At 30.9% G+C, this 13,846-nt stretch carries 12 protein-coding genes; 10 read left to right on the top strand and 2 right to left on the bottom strand.

Annotated features, from left to right (window positions below; genetic code table 11):
• Nucleotide 1 precedes the first annotated feature (1 nt).
• Complete coding sequence (locus H0I28_RS01515) at nucleotides 2-1,321, bottom strand: DUF4270 family protein (protein WP_218760195.1); 1,320 nt, start codon at nucleotides 1,319-1,321, stop codon at nucleotides 2-4.
• Between the two features lie 248 nt (nucleotides 1,322-1,569).
• On the opposite strand from H0I28_RS01515, the gene H0I28_RS01510 reads away from it, so the two are divergent.
• The 3 genes from H0I28_RS01510 to H0I28_RS01500 all read left to right on the top strand — a co-directional run bounded on the left by H0I28_RS01510 (nucleotide 1,570) and on the right by H0I28_RS01500 (nucleotide 4,480).
• A complete protein-coding gene (locus tag H0I28_RS01510; protein ID WP_254712619.1) occupies nucleotides 1,570-2,577 on the top strand; it encodes a kelch repeat-containing protein in 1,008 nt (335 codons plus the stop codon).
• A gap of 148 nt (nucleotides 2,578-2,725) precedes the next feature.
• Entirely contained in the window at nucleotides 2,726-3,769 is a 1,044-nt protein-coding gene (locus H0I28_RS01505) for a sensor histidine kinase (RefSeq protein WP_218760193.1), read from the top strand.
• 3 nt (nucleotides 3,770-3,772) lie between these two features.
• Nucleotides 3,773-4,480 (top strand): LytTR family DNA-binding domain-containing protein, encoded by a 708-nt coding sequence (locus H0I28_RS01500; RefSeq protein ID WP_218752518.1) that lies wholly within the window; start codon nucleotides 3,773-3,775, stop codon nucleotides 4,478-4,480.
• Between the two features lie 2 nt (nucleotides 4,481-4,482).
• Here H0I28_RS01500 and H0I28_RS01495 read toward each other — a convergent pair whose 3' ends face one another.
• Entirely contained in the window at nucleotides 4,483-5,085 is a 603-nt protein-coding gene (locus H0I28_RS01495) for an alpha-ketoglutarate-dependent dioxygenase AlkB (RefSeq protein WP_218732928.1), read from the bottom strand.
• Between the two features lie 68 nt (nucleotides 5,086-5,153).
• Between H0I28_RS01495 and H0I28_RS01490 the strand changes: the two genes are divergently transcribed.
• The 7 genes from H0I28_RS01490 to H0I28_RS01460 all read left to right on the top strand — a co-directional run bounded on the left by H0I28_RS01490 (nucleotide 5,154) and on the right by H0I28_RS01460 (nucleotide 13,843).
• Nucleotides 5,154-6,032 (top strand): sugar phosphate nucleotidyltransferase, encoded by an 879-nt coding sequence (locus H0I28_RS01490; protein WP_218760191.1) that lies wholly within the window; start codon nucleotides 5,154-5,156, stop codon nucleotides 6,030-6,032.
• A gap of 444 nt (nucleotides 6,033-6,476) precedes the next feature.
• Nucleotides 6,477-7,916, top strand: a complete 1,440-nt coding sequence (aldA, locus tag H0I28_RS01485; RefSeq protein ID WP_218760190.1) for an aldehyde dehydrogenase — start codon at nucleotides 6,477-6,479, stop codon at nucleotides 7,914-7,916.
• Nucleotides 7,917-8,015: 99 nt separating this feature from the next.
• Nucleotides 8,016-9,314, top strand: a complete 1,299-nt coding sequence (gene fucP / locus H0I28_RS01480) for an L-fucose:H+ symporter permease (RefSeq protein ID WP_218760189.1) — start codon at nucleotides 8,016-8,018, stop codon at nucleotides 9,312-9,314.
• 5 nt (nucleotides 9,315-9,319) lie between these two features.
• Nucleotides 9,320-10,468 carry an alpha-hydroxy acid oxidase gene (locus H0I28_RS01475; protein WP_218732924.1) on the top strand — a complete coding sequence of 383 codons (1,149 nt, stop codon included), beginning with the start codon at nucleotides 9,320-9,322 and terminating at the stop codon, nucleotides 10,466-10,468.
• A gap of 120 nt (nucleotides 10,469-10,588) precedes the next feature.
• Nucleotides 10,589-11,467 carry an AraC family transcriptional regulator gene (locus tag H0I28_RS01470; RefSeq protein WP_218760188.1) on the top strand — a complete coding sequence of 293 codons (879 nt, stop codon included), beginning with the start codon at nucleotides 10,589-10,591 and terminating at the stop codon, nucleotides 11,465-11,467.
• 253 nt (nucleotides 11,468-11,720) lie between these two features.
• A complete protein-coding gene (locus tag H0I28_RS01465) occupies nucleotides 11,721-12,458 on the top strand; it encodes a (Fe-S)-binding protein (protein ID WP_218760187.1) in 738 nt (245 codons plus the stop codon).
• An 11-nt stretch (nucleotides 12,459-12,469) separates the two neighbouring features.
• A complete protein-coding gene (locus H0I28_RS01460; RefSeq protein WP_218760186.1) occupies nucleotides 12,470-13,843 on the top strand; it encodes a lactate utilization protein B in 1,374 nt (457 codons plus the stop codon).
• The last annotated feature ends 3 nt before the right edge of the window (nucleotides 13,844-13,846 follow it).

Below are 13,846 nucleotides of genomic sequence, written 5' to 3'. Positions count from 1 at the left end.
CTTAATAGTTTAAATATTTTACTGATAACTTTACTTCTCTATTAGTACTTGCGTTATTTTCTATAACAATGTTATTTACTTCTTTAGAATAGTTTTCCGACTGAATCATTAAGGCATAATTTAAATCGGTGTCTGAATATAAAATTTGCTCTACAAATCCACTTAAATTAACGTAGTAATAAGTGTCTTCATTAAATTCATCTGTATCTTCTATTAAAATTGCAGAAGCTATATTACCATCTATATCCGTAAGTTGTTGTATAATTCTATTTTTATGATCTACAATATAAACCGACAAGTATTCTGGTAGCGGATTGTCATCACTATAACTTCCTTTTAACGGGTTAAAGGTTAATTCGGCACTTAAAGTAGCAGCATTTTCATACAATTCAGAAAGTTTTTTAATAGACGGCATCTCTATTCTCGCTGTAATTCCTGTTCCAGATTGTGCAAACAATAAATTATCTGTAGTTGTACTCAGTTTTATTTCTTCACCATCTTCAAAATCACCTAAAACCGTACTAGACAAATCTGATTGTATTTCATTAAACTGCTGTGCTGCTGAAGAAATTACAAAATCTATGTAATAATCATTATCTTCACTGTCATCATCATTTATAGAATAATACAATCGCATCATAGAATTCCCTGTACCTGTTGTAGTTTGTGCATTAAAACCTAAAACATGGCTACTTACAGAAGTATCTGGTGCAATTACCAATCCTTTAAAATATTGTAGAAAATCGTCTGTATTATTAATATCATTGTCTACAATTTTATCAAAAATTTCTTTTCCTAAAACATCATCCATTTTAACAAATAAAGAATCTGTAGATTTATTAGGTCTTGGCGTAAATGAAAGTTGTCCTAAAATAGCAGCATCGTATTCTAAGGAAGATGTATTGTAAAAACTAGTAGCATCGTCTTCTGGCTCTACTGTTTCTGTAATTCTATGTAGTGTATAGGTTTGTACTTTTGTAGTATCTCCATAATAGTAATTATCATAATTTAAAATCATCCCTATAGAATCATACACCGCATCTGTACTTATAGAAAAATTAGAGGTTATTAATTCTAGATAAGATTTTGCAGATAAAGTACCCAAGTTTTCATCTACCACATTACCTACTAAAATTCTATTAGTGCTAGAAGTAATTATAGAATCTAATTTAAAAGTTCCTGTTTTTATAGAAAATGTATCTAAAACTCTAACCTGAATAGTGTTTTCAATAAAATCACCTCCTACTTCATAAGTAGTATCGTCGGTAGCGCAAGACGCTAAAAAGACCATACCTATAATACTAAAAATTAAATACCTCATTTTACTTTTTCAAGCAAAAATATTAGGAGAGCCGTCATCAGAAATCATAAAATATATAAACAGTCTTTTTTTATAGACTTACCACTAAAAAACATCGTTAAACCCTATAATTAACACCTTTTAAGAAAATTAACATTTGGTTTACATGTTTATCTATAAAATACCCTTGTTTGTCTATTTTGTAATGTTAGCTATTTATTAGCTTTTAAGTTTGCCTAATAATTAAGCAAATGAATAAATTAAATCTAATGAGAAAAACAAATTTAATACAAAGGAGTAGTATGCTCTTTTTAGCAACATTAATAATGTCTCTATTTTTTATAGGGTGTAGTGATGATGACGATGATGATGAGTACGGAAACTGGGTGGAGAGTTCTACTTTTGATGGTGATTCTAGAGCGAATTCTGTAAGTTTTACCATTGGTTCTAAAGGGTATTTAGTAACTGGTTATGATGGTGATGATTATTTAGCTGATACTTGGGAGTATAATTCTGATAGTGATTACTGGGTAAAGAAAGCTGCATTTCCTGGTACTGCAAGAAGTGGTGCTGTTGGTTTTACTATAAACGGTAAAGGATATTTAGGTACTGGTTATGACGGTGTAGATAAATTAAATGATTTTTGGGAATATGACCCAACGTCTGACACTTGGACTCAAAAAGCAGATTTTGAAGGTACTGCAAGATATGGTGCTATTGGTTTTGCTATTGGTAATGATGGATATATTGGAACCGGGTATGATGGTAGTGAGCAAAAAGATTTTTGGAAATACGATGTTGCTTCTAATACTTGGGAACAATCTGTAGGTTTTGGTGGACAAAAGCGTCAGAATGCCTCTGTTTTTACTATAGATGATGTTGCTTATATTGGTTTAGGAATTCATAATGGTGGTTACGAAGAAGATTTTTATGCTTTTAACGGAACTACCTGGACACGTTTAACAGATTTAGATGATGACGAAGATGATGATGACGATTATAGCATTCTTTTAAGCAGTGGTGCAGCATTTTCTTTAGACGGAAAAGGATATGTAACTACTGGTATTGCTGGTTCTATCAACACCAATGCTTGGGAATATAGCCCTGCAACAGATACTTGGGAAGAATTACCTGTATTTGAAGGATCTGCAAGACAAAACGCATCTACTTTTACTTTTGATACAAAAGCATTTGTATTAATGGGTAGAAGCGGTAGTTATTATTTTGATGATGTTTGGGAGTTTAGACCTTATGAATTAGAAAATGAAGATGATTAACACTTCTTACTTTTAAAAATATATTTAAGGTTGAAAATTAAGCTACTTATTCCTAGTAACTTAATTTTCAACCTTTTTTGTGATAAAAACAACAGTTTATTGGGAGAGTTTTAAGAAACGTCTCATATAATTTTGCATTTGTTAAATAATGAAAACATTGAGTCCTTTATTAAAAAAAAATAACACCATAATAATTGTCCATTGTCTTATATGGATTTTCTTTTTGGTGATAACCGCCATTCAGTCTTATGCTAGACTAAGCACAATTCCGAATGAGTTTTATATTTTAAACTTCACTTTTATTGCTGTTTTTTATTTGAATTATTTAGTGTTAATCCCTAAATTTTTACTGAATAAAAAAATTATTTTATACCTTCTAATTTCATTAGGAATTATATTTTCTATAACTTTTATAATAAAATTCTGTTTAAAATTTTCTTTAAGACCACCTTTTCCGGAAGGCCAATTTAATCCTAAATTTAGAGGACCTAGAGAAAGTAATTTCAATTTAAGACCACCTATTTTACTGCTGATATTTTTTGCTTTAAGTACTTGTGTAAAGCTAGTTGCAGAATGGTATAAATCTGAAAAAGAACGAACTATTGCCGCTTCTCAAAAAGTAAATTCTGAATTATCATTTTTAAAAGCACAGTTAAATCCTCATTTTTTATTCAATACATTAAATAGTATTTATTCTTTAGCTAATAAGAAATCTGATGACACTACCGTTGCCATTGTAACTCTTTCGGAACTCATGCGATATATGATTTATGAGGCCAATGAAGACTATATATGCCTAGAAAAAGAAATAGAATACATAAAAAATTATATCTCTTTACAGTTATTACGATTAAAAGATTCTAGTGGTGTAAAAATAAACGTGCATGGAAATTTAAACTACAAAATAGAACCTCTACTACTTATTTCTTTTATAGAAAACGCATTTAAATACGGAACAGATTATAAAGGAAAAACAGATATTACTATTAAAATTTCTACCAATGATGATCAATTACATTTAAATGTTTACAATTTATCATCACTACAAAACACCTTAAACAAAGACTCTGGTATTGGTTTAGAAAACATACAAAACAGATTGAATTTATTGTACCCAAACGCGCATACTTTAGAGATTACGAATACTAAAAAATCATTTGAAGTAAATCTAAAAATCAACTTAAAAAAATAAAAAATGAAGTGTATAATTATTGATGATGAACCGCTAGCATTAGAATTATTAGAAGACTTTATCTCTAAAGTTCCGTTTTTAGAATTAATAGGTTCTTGCTCTAGTGGATTTGAAGCAACAACTATTTTACAATCACAAAAAATAGATTTAATTTTTACTGATATAGAAATGCCAGATTTTTCTGGAATCGATTTTATAAAATCTTTAGACAACAAACCACTATTTATCTTTACAACTGCATACTCGCATTATGCCGTGGAAGGTTTTAACTTAAATGCCATCGATTACCTAGTAAAACCGATTCCTTTTCATCGTTTTTTAAAAGCGGCAACAAGAGCACAAAGTTTATTGAAGTCTAAAACGGAAGAAGAAACACCTGTTACAACCTTAGAAACAACTCCTGAGTTTATTTTTGTAAAATCTGAATATGAGAATTTAAAAATAAACTTAGCAGACATAAAATATATAGAGTCGTTAAAAGATTATATTAAAATTCATACACATAGAGAAAAACCTATTTTAACACTTAGCAGTCTTAAGAATTTTGAAGAAAAATTAGGTAAAGTGAATTTTATCCGTGTTCATAAATCCTACATTGTTTCTATAAAACACATTTATTCTGTGCAAAGAAATAGAATTATTATTGATAATAACTGGATACCTATTGGATTAAATTATAGAGACGATTTTATCAAAAAAATTGATAATTAATATTACAATTCTATTGTTCTAAAAGTTAAATTAATTCTAGGTGAATTTACCTTTTTGGTTGGTGGTAATCTGTGTAGCCAATTGGTTTGTGTTCCTTTTTTCATAACCAATAAACTCCCTTTTTCTAGAATAATATCTATTCTTTGTTTGTTCTCTTTGTGTTTAAAAGAAAACTTACGATCTGCTCCTAAAGATAAAGAAGCAATAGCTCCATTTTCCTTTAGCATTTTTTCTCCATCGGAATGATACGCCATTCCTTCATCACCAGAATGGTATAAATTTAACAAGCAAGAATTATACGTTTCACCACTCTCCTGCTCTACGATTTCTTTAAGGGCTAACAATTCTTTTGTAAAAATATTGGCAGTTTTTGTTATCTTAGAATAGGTATACGAATATTCAGACTCTCCGTACCAAGCTACTTTTCTTTTGGTCAATATCTTTTTACCAAAAATAATTGCTTCATCATTTTTAAAGTTAATGGTTTCCATTAATTTCTGATAATAAAACGCACATTGTTTTTTATCCAGAATTATTCCATGATAATTTGTAACTCCATCATAAGGTAAAATATTTTGTATTGTTTCTGAAGAAAATAAATCCATGAAATAAAAATACAATTTTAACTTGAATTGATTACTTTTAAAAAGTCAAAAAAAAACCAATATTTTACATGCACAATAACTTGATAATATTAGCTGGCGGAGCCTCTTCTAGAATGAAGAAACCAGCAACTTCTAAAACCATAGATTCTAATGAAACTGCACAAGCTAACAACAGAAGTAAAAGTTTAATTAGCTTAGATAAAACAGGGAGACCGGTGTTAGATTATCTGTTATATAATGCAAAAAAAGCGGGTTACAAAAACATCTATATTGTTATCAATGAAAAAGGAGGTTTGTTTAAAGAGTTCTACGGTAGTAAAGATAAAAATAACGATTTTAACGGATTAAACATTTATTTTCCAATACAGTATGTTCCTAAAAACAGAGAAAAACCTTTTGGTACTGCAGACGCACTTTTACAAGCTGTAGAACAATTTCCCCAATTGAATAATCAATTTTATACGGTTTGTAATAGCGATAATTTATACTCTACAGAAGCACTTTATACATTAAGAAAAACTGAACACAAAAATGCTTTTATAAGTTATAATAGAGATGCTTTAGAATTTCCGTTAGAACGAATTTCTAAATTTGCATTGACAAAATTAGATGCTGAAAATAACCTCATCAACATTCTTGAAAAACCTTCGAAAGAAGAGGTGCCTAATTTTTATGACAGAGACGGAAAGCTAAGAGTGAGTATGAATATTTTTAAATTTGATGGCAAAGAATTTTATCCATTTTTAAAAAATTGTCCCGTGCACCCTATTAGAAATGAAAAGGAAATGCAAAGCTCTCTTTTAAATTACATTACAGAAACTATAAATAAAGTTGTAGGAATTCCGCTTTCGGAACACGTACCAGATTTATCTTCTAAAGATGATATTGCGATTGTAAAAGCATATCTAAAAAACCATTATGCTACCTTAGATTGGACTTCTATATAGGAAAATTGATAGTTACTAAACAATTAAATATTTTAAAAGAAGGCTCTCAATTAGAATAAGTATCATCAATAAAATAGAAAAAAAATTGATCTCGACACATTTTATTATCTATAAATAATTGGAATTACATTGTAACATATTAATTTAAACTAAAAACACAATTCAGACAAAAACATTCATAGAACATACACAAAATCAACTTTATAATATTCACAAAAAAACATCTCTACAAGTAATTATTAGAGGGTTATTACACCTTTTTAAATATACTTATGTTTAAATTATACATATTATTGCATATTATGGATAAAATTTTACTCAGTTATATTTATAAGTTTGCTTAATGTCTTTTATGACCAATATGTTAGTAGCAGAAGAAGCTTAAAAATTATCTTATTTTTTTGACTTCATTTAATATAAAAACAATTAACTAAAAAATATTTTATGCAGCAATTTGAACAGTATATCAACGGAAAATTTGTAAAATCTACCTCTACAGAAGTAATTGAAATTTTAAATCCTTGTACCGAAGAGGTGTTAGCTTTAATGCCTATTGGAAGTGTAAAGGATGCTCAATTAGCTTTAGAAGCAGCACAAGCTTCTCAACATGCATGGAAATCTCTTCCTGCAATTCAAAGAGCTAACTATTTAAATAAAATGGCTAATGTAATTCGTGAGAATAGAATTTTCTTGGCAAAAACGTTAGCAGCAGAGCAAGCAAAAGTAATGGGTTTAGCACAAGTAGAAATTGATGTTACCGCAGATTACTTTGACTATTATGCAGGTTTTGCAAGAAGAATAGAAGGAGAAATTATACAAAGTGACCGTGCTAAAGAGCATATCTTTTTACACAAAGCACCTATTGGTGTTGCTGTAGGTATTTTGCCTTGGAACTTTCCGTTCTTTGTAATGGCTAGAAAAGTTGCTGGTTCTTTAATTACCGGAAATACATGTGTAATAAACCCAAGTTCTATTGCACCAAATACGGTAATGGCATTTGCTAAATTAATAGAAGCAATAAAACTTCCTGCTGGTGTATTAAACTATGTTTGTGGTAAAGGTAGTATTGTTGGTAATGCACTTTCTAAAAGTCCTATTACTGGTATTATTAGCTTAACAGGTAGTGTTGGTGCTGGTCAAATGGTTATGGAAGCTGCGTCTAAAAACATTACTAAAGTTTCTTTAGAGTTGGGTGGTAAAGCACCAGCGATTGTATGTGCAGATGCTAATTTAGAATTGGCTGTTAATGCTGTTGTTACTTCTAGAATTACGTTTAGCGGACAAGTATGTAACTGTGCAGAACGTTTATATGTAGAAGAGTCTATACATGATCAATTTTTAGATATGGTTGCAGCAAAAATGAAAACTTTAAAAGTAGAAGATGCTTTTTCTGAGAATAACCCAGATATGAGTGCTTTGGTTTCTAAAGCGCAATTGGATAAAGTTTCTGAAATGGTAGAATATGCTAAAAAAGAAGGTGCAGAAGTTGTTGTAGGAGGAACTAGAACTCCTGGATTTGATAAAGGTTATTTTTACCAACCAACTTTATTAACCAACGTAACTCAAAACATGCAAATTATTCAAGAAGAAGTTTTCGGACCAGTTTTACCTGTGATGAAATTTAGTACTCTTGACGAAGCAATTGCTTTAGCAAATGACTGTGAATTTGGATTAACATCATCTATATTCTCAGAAAACTTTAACAAAGTAATGCATGCTGCAGAAGAATTACAATACGGAGAAACGTACATTAACAGAGAGCATTTTGAAGCAATTCAAGGTTTCCACGCTGGTTGGAAAAAATCTGGTTTAGGTGGTGCAGATGGTAAACATGGAATGGAAGAATATTTACAAACAAAAGTTATCTATGCTCAATATAGGTAGTATTTCATAATATTACAAAAGCACTTTTAATTTAAAGATCTCCCCCCAATATAGATCTTTTAAAAGTGCTTTTTTTATACACACAACAAAACTTTATTTATGGCTGAGTCAAAAAAAATCCCCGTAGTTTCCAAGGAAGTTTTAATTCCTTTCATCATCATTACCTCTTTATTTTCACTCTGGGGTTTTGCCAATGATATTACAAATCCCATGGTTGCTGCGTTTGGTACCGTTATGGAAATATCTACTGCAAAAGCTGCTTTAGTACAACTTGCCTTTTATGGTGGGTACGCAACAATGGCAATTCCTGCTGCTTTATTTGTAAGAAAATACAGCTATAAAAAAGGAATTCTTTTAGGACTAACATTATACGCAATTGGAGCTTTATTATTTTTTCCGGCAGCGCAATTTGAAGTCTTCGGTTTCTTTTTAGGATCACTTTATATTTTAACATTCGGATTGGCGTTTTTAGAAACCACAGCAAATCCGTATATCCTTTCTATGGGTGATGAAAGAACGGCTACACAACGTTTAAATTTAGCACAAGCTTTTAATCCTATTGGGTCTTTATTCGGAATGTTTGTAGCATCTAAATTTATTTTGGTCGCTTTAGATTCTGATAAAAGAAATGAAGCAGGTGAGTTAATTTTTAGTACACTAGATGAAACTCAAAAAGCAATTATTAGAACACACGATTTAGCTATTATTAGAAATCCATATGTAATATTAGGTTTTGTTGTAATAGCAATGTTGGTTTTAATTGCAGTTACTAAAATGCCTAAAAGAAACACTAATGCAACGTACTCTAGTGCCGCAGATTCTTTTAAAAGGTTATTTGCAAACGGAAAATATAAGGAAGGTGTTTTAGCACAAATGTTTTATGTAGCAGCACAAATTATGTGTTGGACATTTATTATCCAGTATGCCGGAAACTTAGGAATCCCTAAATCTACAGCGCAAAACTTTAATATTGTTGCCATGTCTATTTTCTTAGGAAGTAGGTTTATAAGTACTTTTATGATGAAATACATCAACGCAAAAAAACTACTAATGATTTTCGCACTTGGTGCAATGGTTACCACTGCCGGAGTTATTTTAATTGAAGGAATGGCTGGTTTATATATGCTAGTTGCAACCTCAGCATTTATGTCTTTAATGTTCCCTACAATTTACGGAATTGCTTTAGACGGATTAAGTGAAGAGGATTCAGCTCTAGGAGCTGCAGGTTTGGTTATGGCAATTGTAGGTGGCGCTTTAATGCCTATATTACAAGGTTCAATGATAGATATGGAAAAAATTGGTCCATTTACGGGAGTCAACTTTTCATTTATTTTACCTTTTATCTGTTTCTGTTTTATAGCACTTTATGGATACAGAACAATGAAAATTTATAAATAAAAAAAATGGAAATAAAAATAAACCCTAAATATCCTTCTGTAACAGATTTAAGAAAAAGAGCAATGGTTAAAATGCCAAAATTTGCTTTTGAGTATTTAGATGGTGGATGTAACGAAGATATTAATTTAGATAAAAATCGTACTGACCTTCAGAAAATAGAGTTAATGCCTCAATATTTATCAAAGTTTGATAAATCTAATTTAAAAACAGAATTATTTGGTCATGAATATGATGCCCCTTTTGGAATTTCACCAGTTGGACTTCAAGGGCTAATGTGGCCAAATTCTCCAGAAATTTTAGCAAAAGCAGCCTTTGATCATAATGTTCCTTTTATCTTAAGTACTGTTACTACCTCTAGTATTGAGCGTGTAGCAGAATTAACAGAAGGAAAATCTTGGTTTCAATTATACCATCCTGCAGAAGAAAGTGTTAAAAGAGATTTGTTAGATAGAGCTGCAAATGCAGGAACAGATGTCTTAGTTATTTTAGCAGATGTACCTACATTTGGTTATAGACCAAGAGATGTTAGAAACGGCTTAGCAATGCCTCCATCTATGAGTGTAAAAAATATTCTTGAAGTATTTAAAAAACCAGATTGGGCTATACAGACTTTAATTCATGGACAACCTGCTTTTAAAACCATGGAAAAGTATATGCCTAAAGGATTAAATTTAAAAAAATTAGGTGAATTTATGGATGTAACTTTTTCAGGTCGATTAAATGAAGACCGAATTGCTTCTATAAGAGACCAATGGAAAGGTAAATTAGTCATAAAAGGTGTTGTAAATGAAATGGATGCACAAAAAGCCATTAACTTAGGTGTAGATGGATTAATTGTATCTAATCATGGAGGAAGGCAACTAGACGCTGGTCAATCTTCTATTGTACCAATGACCCATTTAGCTAAAAAGTTTAAGAATGAAATAAAAATAATGGTCGATTCAGGCCTGCGTGGAGGTCCAGATATTGCAAGAGCGATGGCTAACGGAGCAGAATTTACATTTATGGGACGTAGTTTTATGTATGGTGTTGGTGCATTAGGAAAAGAAGGTGGTAACCATACCATTTCTTTAATGAAACGAGAATTTCAGCAAGTTATGGAGCAATTATGCTGCGAACATGTTAAAAACTTGCCGAACCATTTAATAAAATAGCAAACAATAATGACTACATTTTTCTTATACTAATATTTTATTTTTTTAATTATAACAGAAATTTAGTACCTTTATTAGGGTATTAAATTTCTGTTTTTTTTATACAAAATATTTTTTTTCATGAAATTACACCGCTTAGATAGAAGCAGTATTAGTAATAGCTCTTTAACTACAAAAGTAAATGAATACCCTTATTTTTTAAAAATATGGCATTATCATGCCGAATTAGAATTAGTGGTGATCTTAAAAAGTGAAGGTACTTGTTTCATTGGTGATAGTATTGAAAAGTTTAATGTTGGAGATGTAATCCTAATTGGTAAAAACCTACCTCACATGTGGGTGAATAGTGATGATTATTTTAATCAAAACGCCACCAAATTAGTAAAAGCTATTGCTATTCATTTTAAGCAAAACTATTTGGGAGATTCATTTTTCGAAGCTTCAGAAATGAAGCATATATTAGCACTTTTTGAAAGAGCTAAGTATGGTCTAAAATTCTTAAATGTAGATACTAGCCTTATCACCGATATTAAAAAAATACTTGATTTAGAAGGATTTAATAAAACAATCTCATTTTTAATTATATTAGATAAACTAGCAAAACACACATCTACAAAAAAATTAGCCAGTGATGGGTTTGTTAATTCTTTTAAATCTACTAAAAGTGATATACAAGATAAAGTACAAGCTTACATATTTAAAAACTTCAATAAAGAAATTAATTCAGAAACCGCTGCTTCTATTGCCAACATGAATACAGCTGCTTTTAGTCGCTATTTTAAACGTATAAATAAAAAAACGTTCTCTAGATACGTTACTGAAATAAGAATAGGATACGCTTGCAAAATGTTAATGGAAGACAAATTTAATATTACCAGAATTTGTTATGAATCTGGCTTTAAAAATATATCTAATTTTAATCGTCAATTTAAAATAGTGATGAATGCTACTCCTTCTAACTATTTAAAAAAGTATAGATCCAAAATTTCCGGGCAGTAATTAATTAGTGCTAACGTTATTTCATTAGCTTTTACAATATATAGTGTTAAACATTAAATTTAAAAGGAAAAACCCTCTCTTTTTATCTAGTTAATCCTAGATAAAAACTCAAATATCTATGCTTTAATTTGCTTTATCTAATATCAATCTAAATAATAAGGCAAAATAAGTATCATTAATGGTCAAAATTTAGGAAGACTCCAATAATCAGTTTTTGTACTATTGTATCTATAAATATTAATATCATTTCCACATGAAAGTAGGTCTATTTATCCCCTGTTACATCAATCAGTTATACCCACAAGTTGGAATTGCAACTATAGAACTTTTAGAAAAATTAAATATTGATGTTGGCTATCCGTCAGGGCAAACCTGTTGTGGTCAACCTATGGCAAACTCAGGTTACGAATATGAATCTGTTGGTGCATGTAATAACTTTGTAGACAATTTTAAAGAGTTCGATTATATTGTTACTCCGTCTGGAAGTTGTGCATATCATGTAAAAAAACATTACAACATTATTCCTCAAACAGAGGAAGTTACAAAAGTAAGAGACAATGTATATGAATTGTGCGATTTTATTTTAAATATCTTAAAAATTAAAGACGTAGGTGCTACTTTTTCTCACAAAATTGGCATTCATAAAAGTTGCCATGGATTAAGAGGTTTGCGTTTAGGTTCTTGCTCGGAAGTGGTTGGTAAAAAATATTCTTATATAGAAGAATTGCTACAAGAAGTAAAAGGAGCAGAATTAGTCACCTTAAAAAGAAGCGACGAATGTTGTGGTTTTGGAGGCACCTTTGCAGTTACAGAAGAGGCCGTTTCTGTTAAAATGGGAAAAGACAAAATTAAAGACCATTTAGAAAGTGGTGCAGAAGTAATTACTGCTACAGACACTTCTTGCTTAATGCATTTAGAAGGATTAATTAATAGAAACAAACAACCTTTAAAAGTTTTGCACATCGCAGAAATTTTAAATAGCAACCTATAAAATACTATAAAATGAGTCATTCTAAATTAGCAAGTATTTTTAATAAAGACGAAAAAAGGGTTGATTGGCACGACAAAGCCCTGTGGTTTGTCCGTCATAAAAGAGATCTAACTGTTCATAATGTAAAAGGTTGGGAAGAACTAAGAAACCTAGGCCATGGAATTAAAGCTCACATGCTGTCCAACTTAGACAACTATTTAATTCAGTTCGAAGAAAATGCCAAAAAGAACGGTGTAGAAGTTCATTGGGCTGCAAATGCAGAAGAACACAATAAAATTGTACTTCAAATTCTTAAAGACAATAATGCTAAAAAAATTGTAAAAAGTAAATCGATGTTAACCGAAGAATGTCATTTAAATCCAGCTTTGGAGGCAGATGGAATTGAGGTAATAGATACCGATTTAGGAGAACGCATAGTACAATTAGCAAAAGAAACACCAAGTCATATTGTATTGCCTGCCATACATAAAAACAGGCATGAAGTAGATGAATTGTTTCAAGAACATTTAGGCACAAAACCTTGCGATGGAGACCCACAATACCTAACTGGTGAAGCTAGAAAACACTTAAGAACCAAATTTATTGAAGCAGATGCAGCTCTTACAGGTGTTAACTTTGCTGTTGCAGAAACTGGTGGCTTTGTAGTTTGTACCAACGAGGGAAATGCTGATATGGGCGCACATTTAGCTCCTGTACATATTGCTTGTATGGGTGTAGAAAAAATAATACCAAAGCAAGAACACTTAGGTGTATTTTTAAGATTATTGGCAAGATCTGCAACCGGACAACCAATAACAACCTATTCATCTCACTTTAAAAAACCAAGAAAAGGTGCAAAAATGCACATTGTAATTGTAGACAACGGACGATCTGAACAATTAAGTAGACCCGATTTTAGAGCCTCTTTACACTGTATTCGTTGTGGTGCTTGTATGAACACCTGCCCTATTTACAGAAGAAGTGGCGGCCATAGTTATGATGCTACCATTCCAGGACCAATTGGTTCTATTTTATCACTAGGAAAAGATTTAACAAAACACAGTACACTTCCGTTTGCATCCACCTTATGTGGTTCTTGTTCCGATGTGTGCCCTGTAAAAATAGATATTCATTCGCAGTTGTATAAATGGCGACAAATAATCACCAAAGAAACACCTCAACCGTTTGTTAAAAAGCAAGCTATGAAAGCAATGGGAAATATTTTTGCACACCCTGATCGTTTTGAAATTGTCGGTAAAATTGCACGTTGGTCTTTAAGAAACTTACCAAAAACAATGATTAACTCCAAACCAAATGTTTGGGGACATACCAGAGATTTACCTTTGGGTCCAGAGAAAAGTTTCGATCAATGGTTTAAAGATAGAGAAAACGAGAAAAAAAGTTAAATT

Source organism: Polaribacter sp. AHE13PA (assembly GCF_019278505.1).
In the GTDB taxonomy this organism is placed as follows: Bacteria; Bacteroidota; Bacteroidia; order Flavobacteriales; family Flavobacteriaceae; genus Polaribacter.
This window is presented reverse-complemented; position numbering and strand designations above follow the sequence as displayed.

Excerpts from the sequence above, each read along its gene's own strand:
- H0I28_RS01515 (WP_218760195.1), bottom strand. The coding sequence starts at position 1,321 with ATGAGGTATTTAATTTTTAGTATTATAGGTATGGTCTTTTTAGCGTCT.
- H0I28_RS01510 (WP_254712619.1), top strand. The coding sequence starts at position 1,570 with ATGAGAAAAACAAATTTAATACAAAGGAGTAGTATGCTCTTTTTAGCA.
- H0I28_RS01505 (WP_218760193.1), top strand. The coding sequence starts at position 2,726 with ATGAAAACATTGAGTCCTTTATTAAAAAAAAATAACACCATAATAATT.
- H0I28_RS01500 (WP_218752518.1), top strand. The coding sequence starts at position 3,773 with ATGAAGTGTATAATTATTGATGATGAACCGCTAGCATTAGAATTATTA.
- H0I28_RS01495 (WP_218732928.1), bottom strand. The coding sequence starts at position 5,085 with ATGGATTTATTTTCTTCAGAAACAATACAAAATATTTTACCTTATGAT.
- H0I28_RS01490 (WP_218760191.1), top strand. The coding sequence starts at position 5,154 with ATGCACAATAACTTGATAATATTAGCTGGCGGAGCCTCTTCTAGAATG.
- aldA (WP_218760190.1), top strand. The coding sequence starts at position 6,477 with ATGCAGCAATTTGAACAGTATATCAACGGAAAATTTGTAAAATCTACC.
- fucP (WP_218760189.1), top strand. The coding sequence starts at position 8,016 with ATGGCTGAGTCAAAAAAAATCCCCGTAGTTTCCAAGGAAGTTTTAATT.
- H0I28_RS01475 (WP_218732924.1), top strand. The coding sequence starts at position 9,320 with ATGGAAATAAAAATAAACCCTAAATATCCTTCTGTAACAGATTTAAGA.
- H0I28_RS01470 (WP_218760188.1), top strand. The coding sequence starts at position 10,589 with ATGAAATTACACCGCTTAGATAGAAGCAGTATTAGTAATAGCTCTTTA.
- H0I28_RS01465 (WP_218760187.1), top strand. The coding sequence starts at position 11,721 with ATGAAAGTAGGTCTATTTATCCCCTGTTACATCAATCAGTTATACCCA.
- H0I28_RS01460 (WP_218760186.1), top strand. The coding sequence starts at position 12,470 with ATGAGTCATTCTAAATTAGCAAGTATTTTTAATAAAGACGAAAAAAGG.